General features: G+C 48.2%; 19 protein-coding genes. 14 read left to right on the top strand and 5 right to left on the bottom strand.

Going from position 1 to position 18347, the window contains the following annotated elements; all coding sequences use genetic code 11:
- Nucleotides 1–118: 118 nt before the first annotated feature.
- Entirely contained in the window at nt 119–3688 is a 3570-nt protein-coding gene (gene smc, locus ABEQ74_RS05140; protein WP_430120102.1) for a chromosome segregation protein SMC, read from the top strand.
- Between the two features lie 27 nt (nt 3689–3715).
- Nucleotides 3716–4714, top strand: coding sequence for a signal recognition particle-docking protein FtsY (ftsY, locus tag ABEQ74_RS05135; protein ID WP_430120100.1), 999 nt, complete (start codon nt 3716–3718; stop codon nt 4712–4714).
- A 100-nt stretch (nt 4715–4814) separates the two neighbouring features.
- Here the strand turns inward: ftsY and ABEQ74_RS05130 are convergent, their stop codons facing one another.
- Genes ABEQ74_RS05130 through ABEQ74_RS05110 form a run of 5 tightly spaced genes read right to left on the bottom strand, consistent with a single transcriptional unit; the run spans nt 4815 to nt 8661 of the window.
- Nucleotides 4815–5018: a hypothetical protein gene (locus tag ABEQ74_RS05130; protein WP_430120098.1), complete on the bottom strand. Its 204-nt coding sequence runs from the start codon at nt 5016–5018 to the stop codon at nt 4815–4817.
- A 58-nt stretch (nt 5019–5076) separates the two neighbouring features.
- Nucleotides 5077–5397 carry a hypothetical protein gene (locus ABEQ74_RS05125; RefSeq protein ID WP_430120096.1) on the bottom strand — a complete coding sequence of 107 codons (321 nt, stop codon included), beginning with the start codon at nt 5395–5397 and terminating at the stop codon, nt 5077–5079.
- Nucleotides 5398–5416: 19 nt separating this feature from the next.
- On the bottom strand, nt 5417–6427 hold the full coding sequence (locus tag ABEQ74_RS05120; protein WP_430120094.1) for a polysaccharide pyruvyl transferase family protein: 1011 nt from the start codon (nt 6425–6427) through the stop codon (nt 5417–5419).
- 30 nt (nt 6428–6457) lie between these two features.
- Nucleotides 6458–7636 (bottom strand): glycosyltransferase family 2 protein, encoded by a 1179-nt coding sequence (locus tag ABEQ74_RS05115; protein ID WP_430120092.1) that lies wholly within the window; start codon nt 7634–7636, stop codon nt 6458–6460.
- Nucleotides 7633–8661: a glycosyltransferase gene (locus ABEQ74_RS05110; RefSeq protein ID WP_430120090.1), complete on the bottom strand. Its 1029-nt coding sequence runs from the start codon at nt 8659–8661 to the stop codon at nt 7633–7635. Before ABEQ74_RS05110 ends, ABEQ74_RS05115 begins: the two co-directional genes overlap by 4 nt.
- Nucleotides 8662–8864: 203 nt before the next feature.
- Here ABEQ74_RS05110 and wecB point away from each other — a divergent pair, with 203 nt between their 5' ends.
- The 12 genes from wecB (at nt 8865) to lepB (ending at nt 18333) form a co-directional block, all read left to right on the top strand.
- On the top strand, nt 8865–9980 hold the full coding sequence (gene wecB / locus ABEQ74_RS05105; RefSeq protein WP_430120088.1) for a non-hydrolyzing UDP-N-acetylglucosamine 2-epimerase: 1116 nt from the start codon (nt 8865–8867) through the stop codon (nt 9978–9980).
- Between the two features lie 369 nt (nt 9981–10349).
- Entirely contained in the window at nt 10350–10997 is a 648-nt protein-coding gene (trhA, locus tag ABEQ74_RS05100) for a PAQR family membrane homeostasis protein TrhA (protein ID WP_430120086.1), read from the top strand.
- Between the two features lie 137 nt (nt 10998–11134).
- On the top strand, nt 11135–11491 hold the full coding sequence (locus ABEQ74_RS05095; protein ID WP_430120084.1) for a putative DNA-binding protein: 357 nt from the start codon (nt 11135–11137) through the stop codon (nt 11489–11491).
- A 21-nt stretch (nt 11492–11512) separates the two neighbouring features.
- Entirely contained in the window at nt 11513–12895 is a 1383-nt protein-coding gene (gene ffh, locus ABEQ74_RS05090) for a signal recognition particle protein (protein ID WP_009594989.1), read from the top strand.
- Between the two features lie 48 nt (nt 12896–12943).
- Nucleotides 12944–13216 (top strand): 30S ribosomal protein S16, encoded by a 273-nt coding sequence (gene rpsP / locus ABEQ74_RS05085; RefSeq protein ID WP_006211361.1) that lies wholly within the window; start codon nt 12944–12946, stop codon nt 13214–13216.
- 22 nt (nt 13217–13238) lie between these two features.
- Complete coding sequence (locus ABEQ74_RS05080) at nt 13239–13469, top strand: KH domain-containing protein (RefSeq protein WP_053492605.1); 231 nt, start codon at nt 13239–13241, stop codon at nt 13467–13469.
- A gap of 110 nt (nt 13470–13579) precedes the next feature.
- A complete protein-coding gene (gene rimM / locus ABEQ74_RS05075) occupies nt 13580–14101 on the top strand; it encodes a ribosome maturation factor RimM (protein WP_430120081.1) in 522 nt (173 codons plus the stop codon).
- 3 nt (nt 14102–14104) lie between these two features.
- The gene (gene trmD / locus ABEQ74_RS05070; protein WP_430120079.1) at nt 14105–14917 is read left to right on the top strand and encodes a tRNA (guanosine(37)-N1)-methyltransferase TrmD; all 813 of its coding nucleotides are present in this window, start codon (nt 14105–14107) and stop codon (nt 14915–14917) included.
- Between the two features lie 182 nt (nt 14918–15099).
- The gene (locus ABEQ74_RS05065) at nt 15100–16770 is read left to right on the top strand and encodes a collagen-like repeat preface domain-containing protein (RefSeq protein WP_430120077.1); all 1671 of its coding nucleotides are present in this window, start codon (nt 15100–15102) and stop codon (nt 16768–16770) included.
- 111 nt (nt 16771–16881) lie between these two features.
- The gene (locus ABEQ74_RS05060) at nt 16882–17028 is read left to right on the top strand and encodes a hypothetical protein (protein WP_430120075.1); all 147 of its coding nucleotides are present in this window, start codon (nt 16882–16884) and stop codon (nt 17026–17028) included.
- Between the two features lie 241 nt (nt 17029–17269).
- Nucleotides 17270–17614 (top strand): 50S ribosomal protein L19, encoded by a 345-nt coding sequence (rplS, locus tag ABEQ74_RS05055; RefSeq protein WP_430120925.1) that lies wholly within the window; start codon nt 17270–17272, stop codon nt 17612–17614.
- 101 nt (nt 17615–17715) lie between these two features.
- Nucleotides 17716–18333 (top strand): signal peptidase I, encoded by a 618-nt coding sequence (gene lepB / locus ABEQ74_RS05050; protein WP_430120073.1) that lies wholly within the window; start codon nt 17716–17718, stop codon nt 18331–18333.
- Nucleotides 18334–18347: the final 14 nt, after the last annotated feature.

Genomic DNA, 18347 nt, shown 5'->3' with positions numbered 1-18347 from the left:
TTCGTTGTCTATCTTTTGGTATAAGGATGAATGCTTCTCTTGGATGTATGGCGTCCAAAGAAGGCGGTGAAGCCGATTCTACTTATGGTACAATAGCAAGAGAGGTGATAGGTCGAATATGTTTTTGAAACGGATCGAGTTAGCAGGTTTTAAATCATTTGCCGACAAGACGGAAATGGAATTTGTTCGGGGCATTACCGCCGTTGTAGGTCCGAATGGCAGCGGCAAGAGTAATATTTCCGATGGCATCCGCTGGGTGCTTGGCGAGCAGAGTGCCAAATCCCTTCGCGGTGGCAAAATGGAGGACATTATCTTTGCCGGGAGTGATGCGCGTAAAGCGGTCAACTATGGCGAGGTTTCGCTTACACTGGATAATGTTGACCATGTATTACCGCTGGATTTTAATGAGGTCACCGTAACCAGACGAGTGCACCGCAGCGGGGATAGCGAATATTTCATCAACAGGCAGTCATGCCGTTTAAAAGATATCACCGAGCTGTTCATGGATACTGGAATAGGTAAAGAAGCTTACTCCATCATTGGACAAGGCCGTATCGAGGAAATTCTGAGCACAAGATCTGAAGATCGCCGGGGGATTTTTGAGGAAGCATCCGGTATCGTTAAATATAAATCTCGTAAAAAAGAGTCTGTACGCAAGCTGGATGAAACGGAGCAAAATCTGCTGCGCATCCATGATCTGGTGACGGAGCTTGAGGATCAGATTGGACCGCTGAAAGAGCAGTCCGAGAAAGCGATCCGTTACAAAGAGCTTCGTGAGGACCTCAAGCATAAAGAAATATCCCTGTATGTGTATCAAATTGAGCAGATACATACCTCATGGAGCGAGGCCAATACCAAGCTGGAACAGTTGAAGGAAGAGCAGCTTGCACTGTCCACTGTAGTATCCGCTCACGATGCCAAGTTGGAGAGTGACAGATCGGCGCTTCGCCAGCTCGAAGAAGAAGTTGAAGATCTCCAGAATCAGCTGCTCCAATTCAGTGAGTTGTTTGAGAAAAGCGAAGGCTACGGTGAGGTTCTCAAGGAACGCCGTCGTAATCTGGAACGCACGCGTGAACAATTGGAGGACAGCTTGCATTCGGGTGATCAACGCTTAAGCGAGCGGGTAGGCGAGCTTTCAACCATGAAGAGTAAGCTGCAGGAGCTGCAGCTTGAATTAACCCAGGTGCGGGATCAGCTGTCTGCGGAGGAAGCGAAGCTGGTGGGCGTGACCGGCGGGATCAGCCAACAGCAGGAAGAGAGTTTAAAAGGGAATTTACTGGAGCTCATGAACCAGATGGCCCAAGCCCGAAATGAAATCCGTTACGCCGACCAGCAGCAGGAAGCGCTTGATCGACGAATGAATCGGGCTCAAGAGGAATCCGGTAAGTGGGAAGCGATGAAAGAGGATTTACTGCGCCGCAAAGACAGCATTGATCGAAGCATTGAACGTTTTGGCAAGGAGATTGCGGATCTTCGAAGCGGTTATATTAGCGAGAGTGAGCGGTATCAATCCCTCCAGAAATTACAGGAAGAAACACAGGGCGCGATTCGAAAATGGGAGCAGAAACGGGAAGCGCAAATTTCCCGCCGGGATACCATGAAAGAGCTTCAAGACGACTTCGATGGATTTATGCTTGGCGTTAAGGAAGTGCTGAAGGCTTCCCGCAAATCCATGCTCCATGGTGTTCACGGGGCAGTTGCAGAGCTTATTCGCGTACCGGAAAAGCTGGAGCTTGCCATGGAAACGGCGCTTGGGGCATCGGTTCAGCATATCGTCATGGAGAACGAATCCGTATCCAGGCAGGCGATTGCCTTCTTGAAGCAGCGCCAGTTGGGACGCGCGACCTTTCTGCCCTTGGATGTCATCCGTCCACGGACAGTATCTGCATCGGACAGGAATTTGGCCGAAGGCGAAGCGGGGTTCGTAGGCTTTGGTTCCGAATTGGTTCAATATGACACAAGGTACAGCAATATTGTCGGCAGCCTTCTTGGTAATGTCGTCATTGCCGAGACCTTGGAGCAAGCGAACAAGATTGCTGCAAGGTTCTCCTATCGTTTCCGTGTCGTTACTCTTGAAGGAGATGTGGTTAACGCAGGCGGATCCATGACAGGCGGCAGTCAGCACAAAAAAACGAACAGCCTGCTTGGACGCAAACGTCAGCTGGAGCAGCTGGATCAGGAAATTTCGGAAACCGAGATGCAGCTGGAGAAGCTCCGGCAGGGCATTGAAGGTGTTCGGAATCAAATGATACAGTCTCAGGACAAGCTGGACGAGCTTCGTAAAGCGGGAGACGATAAACGGATTGAGGAACAGCAGGCAGCCGGAGACCGTAAGCAGCTTGAACATGAGTTGCGTCACGTCCTGGAGCAAGCCGAGCTGGCAGGTGAAGAGAAGAGCAGTCAAGAGAAGGAAGCCAAGGAGATTCAGCAAAGCCGGGAACGGGCACAGAAGCTGTTGTCCGAGCTGGAGGAGGAAGAGAAATCGACTCATCTGGCCATTCAAGCAGCTGAATTTGCTCGTAAAGCAAACGAGTCGGCCAAGGAAGAACTTCAGAGTCAGCTGACCATTCTAAAGGTCCGCGAAGGTAAGCTGGATCAGGAAACCTTCTCGCTGGAGGAACAGCTCAAGCGTCTGCAGTCCGATGTCGACAATCACGAGAAGGAGCAGAAGCAGAATCGTACGATGCTGTCCTCTGTTCAGGCAGATCTGAATCAGAATGAAAGCGAAAGTGTAAAGCAAATCGAGGATTTGAACCAGTACAAGCTGAAGAAGGAAGAGGCAACGCAGCAGCTTGAATTCAAGCGGGCTGCACGTACCGCACTAAGCCGGAAGCTGGAGCTTGAAGAGAGCGAGACCAAGGAACAACGGACACAGCTGAGAGCGGTGGATGAACAGCTTCGGCAGACCGAGATCGGAGTAAACCGGCTTGATGTGGAGCTGGAGAATATTTTGAAGAAATTAAGCGAGGACTATGAGCTGAGTTACGAGCTTGCCAAACAGCGGTATCCGATTCCGGAAGATATTGCTGCCGCTCAAAACGAAGTGCGTGATTTGAAGCGGTCTATATCTGCTCTCGGAGACGTGAATCTGGGTGCTATTGAAGAGTACCAGCGAGTCAATGAGAGATATCTGTTCCTGAGCGAGCAGAAGGCAGATCTGGTGGAAGCCAAAACAACGCTGTACCAGGTTATCAAGGAAATGGACGATGAAATGTCCAAGCGCTTCAAGCTGACATTCGATGCCATCCGGCGCGAATTCGGGACGGTGTTTACGAAGCTGTTCGGAGGTGGACGAGCCGACCTGATCCTGATCGATCCGGATCGATTACTTGAGACGGGGATCGATATCGTGGCCCAGCCTCCTGGCAAGAAGCTGCAAAATCTGCAGCTGCTCTCCGGTGGTGAACGTGCATTAACCGCCATGGCGCTCCTCTTTGCGATTCTACAGGTCAAGCCAGTTCCGTTCTGCGTGCTGGATGAAGTCGAAGCGGCCCTTGATGAAGCGAACGTGGTTCGCTTTGCCCAGTATCTGCGGGAGTTCTCGGAACAAACACAGTTTATTGTGGTCACCCACCGCAAAGGGACAATGGAAGAGGCTGACGTACTGTACGGCGTCACAATGGAGGAAGGCGGCGTATCAAAGCTGGTATCCGTCAAGCTTGAGAATGAGGAAGCGGAGATTGCCTAATTTAACATAACGACATGGAGGGTACGTATGAGCTTTTTTAAGAAGTTAAAAGAGAGCATTTCCAGCAAAACGGAAAACGTAACAAAGCAATTCCGCGATGGATTGGAAAAAACGCGTAAGGGGTTTATCGAGAAAGTATCAGATCTGGTCATTCGCCGTAAAAAGATTGATGAAGAGTTCTACGAGGAACTGGAGGAAATCTTGATTGGCGCAGATGTCGGTGTCAATACGGTGATGGACCTGATGGACGATCTGCGTGCCGAAGTGAAGAAACGCCGCATTGAGGATGCCGCTGATCTGCAGCCGGTATTGTCGGAGAAATTGATGGGCCTTCTTCGGGATGACACCAGCAATGAGCTGCGTGAGAACCCAGATGGAATTACGGTTATCCTGTTTGTCGGCGTAAATGGGGTCGGTAAAACAACAACCATCGGTAAACTTGCTCATCGTTACAAGCAGGAAGGCAAGAAGGTGCTGCTTGCAGCGGGAGATACATTCCGTGCTGGGGCAATCGAACAGCTCGAAGTATGGGGCGAGAGAGTCGGCGTAGAAGTTATTAAACAACAGCCTGGCTCGGATCCGGCGGCCGTCATGTTTGATGCGGTTCAGGCAGCCAAACAGCGGCAAGCGGACGTGCTGCTCTGTGATACGGCGGGACGCCTTCAGAACAAATCCAATCTGATGGAAGAGCTGAACAAGATCTTCCGCGTCATTCAACGGGAAATTCCAAGCGCACCCCATGAGGTCTTAATGGTGCTTGATGCCACGACGGGTCAGAATGCACTGAGCCAAGCGAAGCTTTTCGGTGAGAAAAGCGGCGTTACGGGTCTCGTGTTAACCAAGCTGGACGGCACTGCAAAGGGTGGTATTGTAATCGCGATCCGGCAGGAGTTAAATCTGCCGGTGAAGCTGGTGGGTCTTGGCGAGAAGATGGAGGATCTTCAAACCTTTGATTCGGAACAATTCGTTCATGCTCTGTTCGCAGGCTTGATCAAGGAAGAAGAGAGTACAGAGCAACAAGGTTAAACTTCTGCGCTTAGTTAATTCGAATAGATACACATAAGGACCGAAAGTGATGCTTTCGGTCCTTTTTTACGTACGGTCGGTTTATGTTATATCTTAACGATCAGGAAGAAACAATTCGAACGAATTCAATTGAACGAAGCGGGATGATCGCAGTATTGGTCGGCGGGCCGTAGATGATAGGGGGGACTTCTAAGGTTATGGTTCCAGTGCCTACTTTCGTGAGCGTACCGACGATCACATCTCCCGACACGGTTACTTCGGTTTCTGATCCAATGAATCCTTGCAGCCAATCTACATAGCGCATATGGATATCCCTCCTTGCTGTAATGGGAATTCACGCTGACTAGCGGGCGTCCAGAATATTATTGAACGGACGTAATATTATTGAACGGAATCAGCACAAGATCGCCGGTGTCTTCGCGGAGCTGTACCCCGTCTTCAGCTGTAGCCAGGACGACGCCTTCCAAAGTGACAAACGTCGTGCCAACCCTAACGCGTTGACCGGTACGTACTTCAAAATATTGAGTCAGCTCCGGGTTTATGGTTAAACCTGTGAGGAGTTGATACTCCAGCGATTCTACCTGCTCGGTCAACAGCTCGGTTTGTTGGCTTAATGACTCCACCTGTCTGGTCAACTCTTTGATGCGTCTTCCAAATCTTCTGCAGAACAGGAAGCAGCACATAGACATTCTCCTTTCTGAATTATTTATGGCCGTGCTTTTCAATATGGCGTTTTAATTCCAGAAGCGATGCGGTGCTTTCTTTTTCCGTAGCCCGAATTAACGGAATGATCCGCTGGACGTCCCCAGGACCATTTTCAAGAAAGCTTTCGGTTCTATCAATCAATGCATCAAGAGGCTGACGGTAATTCGTAAAATATTGACCAAGATGAAATGAACTTAGCAGGCTTTTTACCTTACTCATCGTACTGAGCGCCAGCACAGGCTTGCCAGCACGAAGAGCAGCCAGGGATGGATGAAGCTTATAGGAAATCAAATAGTCCACGGATTGAATAAAACTGTAAGTGAGCTCAAGGTCCATGAGAAACGGCAGCGTTTCGATGGAAGCGCCCTGCGTGGATTCCTTCACCTTCTTCATTAATTGCAGACAAGTGTCGTAATCCGAGTATGCATTTCCGGGGTGATGAATGACCGGGATCAAAACGGTGTGGTAGCCTTTTGCAATAAGATGGCCCAGCAGTTTAGTCATATTGTCCATCGGAAAGGATTCATAAGAAAATATAACAACGCCTATTGTCGGACGTTTAGAGAAACGTTTTACAGGGATATCCGGCTGACGATAGCCGAATACCATATCAGGAGCCGTTTCAACGTTATGATGAAAGCCTGCCCGTTTGGCGATTGCAGAAGAACGCTTATCCCGGAATACGGCGCGCTTAGCCTTGGAGATCATATCCCGGTATGCGGATACCTGCTCTTTAGGCCAAGTATGTTCGGGATAGGCATCTACAATCCCAACGCCATAGACCCAAGTAGGCTGTCCTATGAGTTGAGGGGGAAAGTAATAGGAATTGAACGAGTAGGGTGTAATCAAATCTCCACCGCCGATGATAAAGGCATCGGTTTGATGGGGATCCAATCGTGAATTCCAGGGATAGACGTGATGATCATGGAATACTTGGCGAAGGGTGTGAAGAAATAAGTCATCGCCAAAGTTTCCCATGCCATAGTATCCGGAAGCGGCTATATGCATGATGTTCACCTCCTTTTGTTCTGATGCAGTCTAACTCTTGTTGAAATGCCAATACCAGACATCGAAGAGGTTGCGGTTGCGTTGGCTGATACTGCTTCCATGTATGACTCGATGATATAAAACAACATCGACCGAAACTGGCGAACTGTGTTTGAGAAGCCGGGTAGTGATGTCGATATCTTCGAAAACCCGACCCAGATGATCCTCTCGGTTCCGCCAGCCGCCAATGTCGATAAGGGATGATTTGCGATACATACGGGGGATAATCGGCTGGCCCCGATCTTTTGATAGATTCATGGATGCTGAGTATTCGAAAAAAAGCTTCCCTGAATCGATGTTCCTTCTCCATAAGGGTCCATACTGCCGGGTACGCTCCCACCATCCATACCATCCTGTTGCTAGCGCACGTTCAGGATTTGTGTCAAGAGCCTTTGTGAGAAGAGCGGAAGCATCTGGTGCCAGCCAGTCATCCCCATCCAATTCCAGAATATATCGGCCTCTGGCTTCCAATAGCAGTCGATTCATCATGATTGCCTTACCTCGATTGTAAGGCTGCGAGAGGATGCGAATTCTGCTGTCACCGTAAGCGCAGACCTCCTCCAAACTCTCGTCATCAGACGCATCATCTCCTATTAGCAGCTCCCAGTTATCCATGGATTGAGCCAGCACAGAACGGATGCTCCAGCCTACCGTATCCCTCATGTTATGAATGCTCATTAGAATGGACAAAGCAGGTTGTGGTGGGGGTTCGATATTATTGGGCAGCATAGTGTTGGAGCCGCCGGTAGTCTCTCGTGACCGACTCGCAGACAGTATGGGACGAATATAATTCATTTCATGTTGATTCGAATGATCAGGCGTCGAATCCATGTGGAGGATAAGGTTTGGATCAGCAGGCAGTAGATCATAAGGGAGAAATCGGGCAGCCGGCAGTTTATCATTCCAGCGAGCGAGAATGGGAATGAGCCAGGATGTTCGCCAATATAGAGGAACGCCGTTCATACATATGCAGACAATATGGTCTGGAATAGACTTCGGCATCGCCGCGGAAATCCGTGCATCTATATGCGTAAAGAGTCTGCTGCAGTTCCACAGAACCCACTCCCGATCTATACGACTCACCTCATGAAGAACCTGTTCTCGATAAGCAGCGGCATCAGTAGCCCTGTATCCAAATGGCTGCGCACGGAGGACGGCATAAGATGTCAACGGAGTTTCAAGCCCTTGTCCAGGATGGCCCGTCGGATCACTTGATCAGCTTTCAAGCTGCGTTCTATCCAGCGGTTCTCCTTGGCGTAGGCAACGCGCTTATGCTTATGCCCTGCTGTATCCGGATTATGAAGCATGGAGGCCAGCTTGCCCAGAAAATCTTCGTGAGTGGTGGCTGTTGTCACATGGGGCTCCATTGCAATGCATTCCGGCAGGGCCGTTGACAGGACACGTACGCCCGATGCCAGATACTCGTAAGCTTTGACTGGATTCGTTGCCAGTGTAATCGGATGATATTGGAAGGGAATCAATGCGACATCAATATGAGCGAGGTAATGCTTCAGCTCCTGATGCGGCTTTTCACCGAGTATATGCACATTGGTGAGCTCCGAATAATCACCTGAACTGCCATAAGGAGCTCCAATGGATACGAATTGAACATTAGGGAAACGGGCGGCTGCCTTAGCGAACAGTTCGTGATCAACCCAATAGGCCCAGGCGCCGATGTATGCCACTATAGGACCTGGAGGCAGGTCGGCGGGTCTTGCACTGGTTGGAATATGAAAAAATGATGAGTCTGCGCCGTTAGGGATCAGTGTGAGAGGTTTATCGGGATATGCGAGGGACAAGCGGGTGCGAATCACCTCTGCGGTACACACGACATGGTCTGCCATCTCGATCATCTTGGGTTCATATTTAGCCCAATGCGGAAATTCGTCACAGCAGTCGTAGATCGTAATGTCCGGCTTGAAGAGAGAGGCAATGCGCGTCCGGAGTTTAGACCAGGTCGTCCACACCACGATAGGATGTTCTTTGCGGAGCGCGGGCAGCTTCTTGTAAAGAAATGTTTTGGTATCTGTGAACAGATACACATTCGGTTCAATTTCTTTGAATTCTTTATCTAGCGGTGCCAGGTTTTCGAAGAAAACCTGATGACCAAGCGCCCCCAATTGAATCATAAGCTGCTGCGGCCTCTGTTTCATATACGACCAGTTCATCGTTCTCGGATAAATGATAATAGCCAAGAGGTTTCCTCCTTTCTTAGTTGCTCGAGACAATATATGCATTGCTAGCTTTATAGATTGGACGAATGGTGGATGCTGCTAAAAAATGGTTGCTTTCTACGTACGTGAGCATGCTGGGAACGAATCTATTAATTATTCATATAATGACTTGTAGCACGAATTTTCAGATTATCTTTTCATATAAAAAAGGAGCGTGAAGATTCGTGAATAAACAGGTTCTTGTCATATTTGGTACACGTCCGGAGGCGATCAAAATGGCTCCTCTGGTTAAGGAATTGGAACAGGCTCCGGGACTTGCGCCCATCGTATGCGTTACTGCCCAGCATCGGGATATGCTGGATCAGGTGCTGCGCTTTTTTAACATAAAGGCGCATATTGATCTGAACATCATGAAGGAAGGACAGTCTTTGTACAGTCTGAGCGCAGACCTTTTAAAAGGATTTGAGCAGGTATTCCAAGCGTCATCATATGATCTGGTGTTAGTTCATGGAGATACAACTACTGCATGTATGGGTGCTTTGGCTGCATATTACGCAAAAGTTCCGATAGGCCATGTAGAGGCTGGCTTGCGAACGTATGATAAATATGCACCGTTTCCTGAGGAGATGAATCGCGAGTGGATCGGGCGAATGGCCGATCTGCATTTTGCACCGACGTCAAGGTCGGCTGAGAATCTCACCTCCGAGAATCGGTCGAATCATGTGTATATAACGGGAAATACTGGCATCGATGCGATGAAATGGACGCTTCAGGCTCCCTTTAAGCATCCGATACAGAATAAACTGCAAAAAGACAGCCGCCTCATCCTGATGACCATGCACCGGCGAGAGAACTGGGGAGAACCGATGAAGGAAGTGTTCGAAGCGGTGAAGCGGGTAATCCAGAAACACCCTGACATTGAAGTGATATACCCGGTCCATCCAAACCCGGCTCTGCAGGAAGTAATCGCGCAAGAGCTTGAGGGGTACGAGCGAATCCACTTGACCGAACCACTGGGTGTCGTTGATCTCCACCATATCATGCAGCGCTCCTATCTGGTCTTGACCGACTCCGGCGGCATTCAGGAGGAAGCTCCTTCCCTTAGGAAGCCGGTATTGGTGCTCAGAGATAAAACCGAACGGCCTGAAGGGATTACGGCCGGCACCTTGATGTGTGTTGGCACGGAGCGGGATGCGGTACAGGCAGGCATAGAATTACTGCTTACCGATAAGGAAGCTTATGGGCGTATGGCGGGTGCTCCTAATCCGTTTGGCGATGGCACGGCGTCGAGTCAGATCGTTCATGCCATTCAGCAATTCTTCCAGACGCAGAACCAATGATATGTCAGTCGCTGGATTTTGCATGCCCGAAGAGCTTATAATATAAGTAGGGTTCAAAAGTCAGGTTTTCAGCACCGAGAAGGTTGGATGAAGCTAGGGATTGAGGAGCGGAGCGTAGGCAAAACCTACGTGAGCACCGGAAGGCCCGGCTGAATTCAAGATTCGATGTCGATTAAGCTTCACGTGCTGCTTCGTGTTAGATATAGAATTTATGAGTTATCAGTGGAACTGATGAAATTCTATATCGCAAGAAAACCTACCTACACATCGCGGTCGCTCATCCTTGAAGTGGCCTCGATAGAGGTTTTCTTATCAAAAGATGACATTTGAACAACCTCTATAAAGATTTCAAGCGAAAGGATACCTGTTATGGCCAACACGTACACTTATCCACGCCGAGAAGAGATAGCGAATGCAGTTACACATGGCATAGGAGCGGCACTAAGCGTTGCTGCCCTGGTGCTCCTGATTGTATTTTCAAGTTTGAAAGGCACTGCCTGGCATGTGGTGAGCTTTACGATCTACGGATCAACGATGCTCCTGCTGTACTTGAGCTCAACGCTTGTACATGGTTTGAGAGACGGGAAAGCCAAGGATTTCTTCGAGTTTATGGATCACTCCTCCATATACTTGTTCATTGCGGGGACGTATACGCCTTTCCTGCTGGTTGCCATTCGGGGCACGCTAGGCTGGAGTCTGTTCGGGATCGTATGGGGTATTGCCCTGTTCGGTGTCATTTTCAAAGCATTTTTCGTTAAAAAGTTTCTGTTCCTCTCGACCCTGTTTTATATTGCGATGGGCTGGCTGATTGTCATTGCCTGGAATCCGCTAACCGCGGTGGTGGCGCCTCAAGGGATGAACTTACTCGTCATTGGCGGCGTGCTGTATACGCTGGGAACCATTTTTTATGTATGGCGCGGCTTCCCGTACCATCATGCGATCTGGCATTTGTTTGTGCTGGCAGGATCGATTCTTCACTTTTTTGCGATACTGCTTTATCTGTTACCTCTCGGTTGAACATGATCCAAGCAAGGTTTTTATCCATGTAGAAGGATGACAAGGGAAATGGCTTGACATCCTTCTTTCTTTTTTGTATGATAAGTTTCGTTAAGTGAACTGTAAAGTGTTTTTCCTTGACGAGGGGGTGCCCTTATATGAGTCAGGAGAATCGGCTCGAGAAGACGAACCGGATCAATCTTCTGTTCGATTTCTATGAGCAGCTGCTGACAGAGAAACAGCAGACTTTTATGAAATATTATTTCCATGACGATTTTTCCCTGGGGGAAATTGCCGGTGAATTTGAGATTAGTCGTCAGGCCGTCTATGAGCATATTAAGCGCGCAGAGCAGGTGCTCGAGTCCTATGAAGAGAAGCTGGGTCTCCTGAACAAGCATGAGACGCGCATCCGGGAGCTGGATAAGTTCCGGGAAATGGTAGAGAGTAGCGACCTGGATGAACAAGATAAGCATGTAATGACCGATATGGTTGAGCGATTAAAGGTATGGGATTAAGTATGAACGGAGGTGGCGGATATGGCGTTTGAAGGATTGACCAGCAGACTACAGAATGTGTTCAGCAAGCTTCGTGGTAAAGGCAAGGTGTCCGAAGAAGATGTAACAGCCGCCATGCGTGAAGTTAGACTCGCGCTTCTGGAAGCCGACGTTAACTTCAAAGTGGTTAAGGATTTCGTATCCAAAGTAAAAGAGAAGGCCATCGGCAAGGAAGTAATGGACAGCTTCACGCCTGGCATGGTGATCATTGACATCGTTAATAAAGAGCTGACGGAGTTGATGGGCGGAAGCCAAGCCAAACTGGCGAAGAGCAATAAACCGCCGACGGTCATTATGATGGCCGGTTTACAAGGAGCCGGTAAGACAACCACTTCGGGTAAGCTGGCCAAGCTGCTTCAGAAGCAGAACAGCCGGCCGCTGCTCGTGGCAGGCGACATCTATCGTCCGGCTGCAATCAAGCAGCTCGAAGTACTCGGCAATCAGATCAATGTGCCGGTGTTTTCCTTAGGAGACAAGACAAGCCCGGTTGAAATTGCGAAGCAAGGTCTCCAGCATGCCAAAGATAACGGGCACGATTATGTCATTATCGATACGGCCGGTCGTCTTCATGTCGATGAAGAGCTGATGGAAGAATTGAAGCAGATTCACAGCGTGGTGAATCCTGATGAAGTCCTGCTTGTCGTTGACGCGATGACGGGTCAGGATGCGGTGAATGTAGCGGAAAGCTTCAACCAGCAGTTGACGCTCACGGGCGTTGTGCTTACGAAGCTGGATGGCGATACTCGTGGCGGTGCCGCTCTGTCAGTTAAAGCGGTAACCGGATGCCCTATCAAATTCGCTGCTCTTGGTGAGAAGATTGATGCGCTTGAGCCGTTCCATCCGGAACGGATGGCTTCGCGGATTCTCGGTATGGGCGACATGCTGTCTCTCATCGAGAAAGCACAATCGAATATTGATGCTGACAAAGCGAAGGAAATGGAACGTAAGATGCGTAATGCCGAATTTACGTTCGAGGATTTCCTGGAGCAGATGGATCAGGTGAAGAAGCTCGGTCCTTTGGATCAGCTGATGGATATGATTCCAGGCATGGGCAAGATGAAGCAAGCCAAGGATCTCAAGGTTGACGAGAAGCAGATGGGACGCATCGAGGCTATTGTCCACTCCATGACGACAGCGGAGAAGCAGCAGCCTGACATTATTAATCACAACCGTCGCAAACGGATTGCGGCAGGCAGCGGTACCTCGCTGGCTGAAGTGAACCGGCTCATTAAGCAGTTTGACGAGATGCGCCGCGTAATGAAACAGTTCTCTGATATGATGGGACCTAAAGGCGGCAAGAACAAAGCGTTAAAACAGCTAAAAGGCCTGACTGGCGGAAAAGGCATGAAGTTCCCGTTCCGTTAAGTTCGGATTCTATTGAATGGACATTCTTTGAAGGAGGTGAATTTTCAAATGGCAGTACGTATTCGTCTGAAACGCATGGGTGCTCACAAGGCTCCTTTCTACCGCGTGGTGGTTTCTGATTCCCGTTCCCCACGTGATGGCCGTTTTATCGAGGAAATCGGTTATTACAACCCGGTTGCTCAACCGGCTGAAGTTAAAATCGATGAAGAAAAAGCACTGAACTGGCTTCAAAATGGTGCGCAAGCATCTGACACTGTTCGCAACTTGCTTAGCAAAGCGGGCGTAATGAAGAAGTTTCATGAGCTGAAGCATCAGAAATAAGAGCTGATCGCGAGGGTTATCTATGGAAGAATTAGTTCGAGTTATTGCTAAGGCTTTAGTGGATCATCCAGAAGATGTGACTGTAAAGACAGTTGAGAAGGAGCACTTGATTGTCTATGAGCTGTACGTGCATCCTGACGATGTCGGGAAGGTCATAGGCAAGCAAGGGCGTATCGCCAAATCATTGCGTACAGTCGTAACATCGGCGGCGGTTAAAATGGATACACGGGTGACCGTTGATATCATTTCTTAAAATATACGAAAGGGGGTTAGGATGCATGTCCTAGCCCTTTTTCGTACATGCTGAAGAAATCAGCGGTCATACCAGCGTGAACGTTTATTAAGTGATGCAGGAGGAACACCATGTCTGAAAAGTTGTTTACCGTAGGCAAAATTGTGAACACACACGGCATCCGCGGAGAAGTTAAAGTGGTACCGCATACGGATTTTGCCGACCAGCGTTTCGCACCCAAGAGCAAGCTTTTCATTGTTACGGAAAAGGGAGTTAAAATGGAAGTTACGGTCGAAGCTTCCCGTTTCCATAAAAATATGTATATCCTTAAGTTTAAGGAGCTTCACGGTATAAATGAAGTTGAGAAATACAAGGGCTCACTCCTGAAGATTACAGCTGATCTGCAAGAGGAGCTTCCGGAGAACGAATACTATTTTCATGAAATTATTGGTTGCAAAGTCATGACCGATGAAGAGCCCGCTGAGGAGCTCGGTACAATCTCCGAAATCTTGACGCCAGGAGCTAATGATGTGTGGGTAGTAAAAACTCCTCAAGGCAAAGAAGTTCTTCTTCCGGCCATACCGGATGTTGTTCTAGATGTTGATAAAGAAGCGAAGCTTGTCCGCGTGCATCTTATGGAAGGGTTGTTATAGTTCATGCGGATTGATGTATTGACGCTCTTCCCTGAGATGTTCGATGGGGTGTTCCACACGAGTATTCTAGGTAAAGCAGCCGAGAAACAAATTGTGAGCCTGAACGCTATAAATTTCCGTCAGTATGCCGGTAACAAGCATGGGCAGGTGGATGACACTCCGTATGGCGGCGGAGGGGGAATGGTATTAAAACCGGACCCGATATTTGCCGCGGTAGAGGACATCCTCGCTTCCGATCCGAATAAGATTTTGAATCAAGAGGAGGAAACACATCCTGCTGTTGAGATTACGGCGGAAACCTCAAGTGCAGGCAAGCCCCCGCGGGTTATTCTGATGTGTCCGCAAGGTGAGACTTTTACGCAGAAGAAGGCGGAAGAGTTGTCTCAGGAAGAGCATCTGGTGTTTATATGCGGGCATTACGAAGGTTATGATGAACGGATTCGGGAATTTCTTGTTACGGACGAGTTATCTATTGGAGATTATGTACTGACAGGCGGTGAATTACCTGCAATGGTGGTCATTGATTCTGTCGTACGATTATTACCTGGAGTGCTCGGCAATGAAACTTCAGCGGTGACGGATTCATTCAGCACAGGTTTGCTGGAATACCCGCACTATACACGCCCGGCTGAGTTTCGAGGTTTTAAGGTGCCGGATATTTTGTTAAGCGGCCATCATGCGAATATAGAGCTGTGGCGTCGTGAACAAGCACTCAAACGAACATGGGAGCGCCGCCCAGAGTTGTTGGACAAGCTGGAATTGACCAAACAAGATCGGGCATTTATAAGCAAGCTTCAGCAAGAAGCGGGATCATAGCCATTTGTGGTAAAGCTAAGAACAGATCTGTGAAAACAGGTCTGTTTTTTATTTCAGAAATTTGTTGAATTGATACGGACAATCCATTTGACCCCTTGTACCTGAGAACATAATCGGGAGCGGATGAATAATGTGAGAAATAGGTGTTTGCGGATGCAAGAGATTGTGAGGGGTGATATCGATTGAGGCAACAAAAGAGAAAACGAAAAGACGGCAAGGCTGTAATTAAAGGACTTACACCTGGACGTACTCGAGTTGGAAACCAAGCTGCCCGATTCGTCACATTGGTCTGTCAACTGACACCACTGATACGTACATTTATGGAGAATTCGGCTAATGAGAATTTTACGCTTATCAAAATACAGCTGCAAAGTCTAAACGAATTGATCTCGGGAATGAGGTTCTCACTACGGGAAAGACAGGACCTTAGAGAAGTCGTTCAACAGATAGCCAGAATCTCTAATGCGGATAATCAACAAGAGATTCTGATAAGAGTGAACGAGGTTCTGACATTGTTTCAATCGTATGGAGATAGAATCGGTGTCGGTAGCGCGATTGGTCCGGAAATTGCTGCTTCACGTAATGACGTTCAATTGAGGTTGGCAAATATGCCCCAAAGTGTAGATGCAGTTCCACTGCTGAATCTCATGATTAATCTGCCCTTTTATGTCATAAATGCTATGACAGATGAAGGAAGTGGATCGCGACAGAGACTTGCTGAAGTTCTTCAGGGAATTAATCAGCAGGCTGAAAGATTGGGGGAGTCTCCTCAGCAGGTGGTCAGGCTGCAAGCAGCATCGGATCAAATAATTGCTTTTCTGCTAAATGGAGGCTCGCCGGATCTTCTGAATGAACAGATAACGAACTATACGAATGCTCTTTCAGGAACAATAACTAAACTAGGTATACCTATGGATGTCCAAGAAGCTGCCCTTGAATCTCTTCCAGCTATTGCAAGGACGAGCGCTAAAAGTGTTCAGGACCTTAAGATTCAGGAGATGTTAGTCAATGTGCAGGGCCATGGGGTGCAGGGTGTAACAGGAGCAACAGGACCAACTGGAGGAGTGGGCTCAACGGGTTCAACAGGTTCAACAGAAGCTGCTGGTTTGCCCGGTATGCCGGGAGGAACTGGTCCCACCGGTACCGTTGGTGCTGCAGGCCAAACAGGCCCGGAGGGACCTCCAGGGGAGTCTGGTGGGATAACAGGAGTAACGTGTTGTACGGGAGCGGATGGCGCAAAGGGAGTTACAGATCTAGCGGGTGCAACAGGTGAAACTGGTCCCACCGGGTCGACAGGTACTACAGGTGCAACTGGAGAGATCGGAGCTGCTGGGGACACAGGACTAAGCGGGGCTACCGGCGTGACAGGTCCAATAGGAGTAATAGACTCGCTAGGTGCGACAGGAGTTACAGGATTAACCGACTCAACGGGTCCAATCGGTCCAACGGGTTCAACGACCCTCGTGGGCGGCAGCTTGACGTATGCCGGAACCACACAAAATGTGAACAGCAACGCACCGGTTACTTTTTCATCGAGCACGCTGCAAGGTGTAACGTATAACGGTTCAACAACGCTGACCATTGAGACTGCAGGTTTCTATTACTTTGATTGGCAGGTATCACTCGGCGAGGGCCAGCCCGCTCCTAATACATTCGGAATCGTTGTGAATGGCAATACGGCCAGTGGGGCGAGCATGAATTCGAATTCAACGAACACGGAAGTATCGGGATTAGCAGTCATAAATCTGAGTGCGGGTAATACTGTTAGCTTGTATAATTTATCCCCTGTCACGAAATCAATCACAGCTCCCCAAACGGCCGTAAGGATTTCTATCTTCAGAATCGGCTCTTAGATCTGTTTGTATTGCATGGATATAATTTTTTAAGCATGGCTGATGCAGCTCCACCATTGCTGGGTAATATATAATCAGTTGAGAATTACTCATGGCTAGGAGGCAACTTGAATGATGACAGAGCATAGACAAACAAGCGAAGCGAGTATTGAAGAAACAAAACATACAGAGGTACATTTTGAGACAGTTGATGACATTCTTGAATATTATAGTGAACGTCATAAAGGTTTACATGATTCAAGTAAAAAGATGAATTAAGCTTATGGAGCCGCGGTCAGCATCAACCATTGCTGATTGCGGTTTTTATTATGAGATAAAGATATCTGTGAATGATCAAATTACCAACATGGTGTCAAGATAAACTACTTGATTCAATTTGCAAAGTGTGTTACTATTTCTTTTGTTGTGAATACGGTGGTCCGCTGCGGATAATGAAGGAAATACATATAATTTCCGGAAGATGCAAGAACGCCTGTGTGAGAGGAGGGAGTCATAGATGATGAATATCGTTCAAGCGATTACTGAAGAACAACTTCGTAAGGATATTCCGAGCTTTCGCCCTGGTGATACTTTGAAAGTACACGTTAAGGTTATCGAGGGTACTCGTGAGCGTATCCAGTTGTTTGAAGGTGTAGTTATTAAACGTCGCGGTGGCGGAATCAGTGAGACTTTTACTGTTCGTAAAATTTCTTACGGTGTTGGTGTGGAAAGAACTTTCCCAATCAACTCGCCTAAAATCGAGAAAATCGAAGTGGCTCGCCGTGGTAAAGTGCGTCGTGCGAAGCTTTATTATCTTCGTGAACTGCGCGGTAAAGCAGCGAGAATTAAAGAAATTCGTCGTTAATTACAAGGCGGTGAGGGGGGCTTGTGCGTATATACAAGCCCCTTTTGTATATCCAAAAATCGCGATAGTGTGAAAGCGATCTATAGAGAGGACGGTGGGTTATGGAGAAAGAACAACACCAGGAGGCAATTGAAACTAATGTAGGAAAACCGGCCAAGAAGGCTAAAAATGAGCTTGTAGAATGGCTGAAAGCTCTTCTCATTGCTCTGGTTCTCGTTATTCTCATTCGCTGGCTTCTCTTTAAACCGTTTATTGTGCAAGGTCCATCAATGGAGCCTAACTTTGTATCCAATCAGAAACTGATCGTTAACGAGATTCTGTACGATATCCGCAAACCGGAACGTGGGGAAGTTATCGTGTTCCATGTTCCTGATGAGGGCAGAGACTTCATTAAACGAGTGATTGCGGTAGCTGGTGATACAGTCAAAGTTGAAGGCGATCAAGTTTTTGTCAACGGGGAGCTTGTGAACGAACCCTACATACAGGAAGCAATTGATCAAGCCCATGCTGAAGACAGATTGTACAATAGCACAACCAATTTTCCGAACTCGTTCGTTCAGGACGGAGTTGTGCCAGAAGGACATGTTTTTGTAATGGGGGATAACCGTTCCAACAGCACGGACAGTCGTATGATAGGATATGTTCCTTTTGGGGATATTATTGGTCGTGCAGACTTGATCTTCTGGCCGATTAAAGACATAGGGCTCATCAACCATTAGCCTGGCGCTATAAA

The sequence above is a fragment of the Paenibacillus solani genome, from assembly GCF_050475945.1.
Classification (GTDB): domain Bacteria; phylum Bacillota; class Bacilli; order Paenibacillales; family Paenibacillaceae; genus Paenibacillus_AQ; species Paenibacillus_AQ solani_A.
Note: the sequence above shows the minus strand (reverse complement) of the source record. Positions and strands in the feature narration are given on the sequence as shown.

What these genes read in the sequence shown, in the direction of transcription:
- ABEQ74_RS05095 (WP_430120084.1), top strand. Translation starts at nt 11,135, where the DNA reads ATGAGTCAGGAGAATCGGCTCGAGAAGACGAACCGGATCAATCTTCTG.
- trmD (WP_430120079.1), top strand. Translation starts at nt 14,105, where the DNA reads ATGCGGATTGATGTATTGACGCTCTTCCCTGAGATGTTCGATGGGGTG.
- smc (WP_430120102.1), top strand. Translation starts at nt 119, where the DNA reads ATGTTTTTGAAACGGATCGAGTTAGCAGGTTTTAAATCATTTGCCGAC.
- ABEQ74_RS05120 (WP_430120094.1), bottom strand. Translation starts at nt 6,427, where the DNA reads ATGCATATAGCCGCTTCCGGATACTATGGCATGGGAAACTTTGGCGAT.
- rpsP (WP_006211361.1), top strand. Translation starts at nt 12,944, where the DNA reads ATGGCAGTACGTATTCGTCTGAAACGCATGGGTGCTCACAAGGCTCCT.
- ffh (WP_009594989.1), top strand. Translation starts at nt 11,513, where the DNA reads ATGGCGTTTGAAGGATTGACCAGCAGACTACAGAATGTGTTCAGCAAG.
- ABEQ74_RS05060 (WP_430120075.1), top strand. Translation starts at nt 16,882, where the DNA reads ATGATGACAGAGCATAGACAAACAAGCGAAGCGAGTATTGAAGAAACA.
- rimM (WP_430120081.1), top strand. Translation starts at nt 13,580, where the DNA reads ATGTCTGAAAAGTTGTTTACCGTAGGCAAAATTGTGAACACACACGGC.
- trhA (WP_430120086.1), top strand. Translation starts at nt 10,350, where the DNA reads ATGGCCAACACGTACACTTATCCACGCCGAGAAGAGATAGCGAATGCA.
- lepB (WP_430120073.1), top strand. Translation starts at nt 17,716, where the DNA reads ATGGAGAAAGAACAACACCAGGAGGCAATTGAAACTAATGTAGGAAAA.
- ABEQ74_RS05130 (WP_430120098.1), bottom strand. Translation starts at nt 5,018, where the DNA reads ATGCGCTATGTAGATTGGCTGCAAGGATTCATTGGATCAGAAACCGAA.
- ABEQ74_RS05125 (WP_430120096.1), bottom strand. Translation starts at nt 5,397, where the DNA reads ATGTGCTGCTTCCTGTTCTGCAGAAGATTTGGAAGACGCATCAAAGAG.
- ftsY (WP_430120100.1), top strand. Translation starts at nt 3,716, where the DNA reads ATGAGCTTTTTTAAGAAGTTAAAAGAGAGCATTTCCAGCAAAACGGAA.
- ABEQ74_RS05080 (WP_053492605.1), top strand. Translation starts at nt 13,239, where the DNA reads ATGGAAGAATTAGTTCGAGTTATTGCTAAGGCTTTAGTGGATCATCCA.
- rplS (WP_430120925.1), top strand. Translation starts at nt 17,270, where the DNA reads ATGAATATCGTTCAAGCGATTACTGAAGAACAACTTCGTAAGGATATT.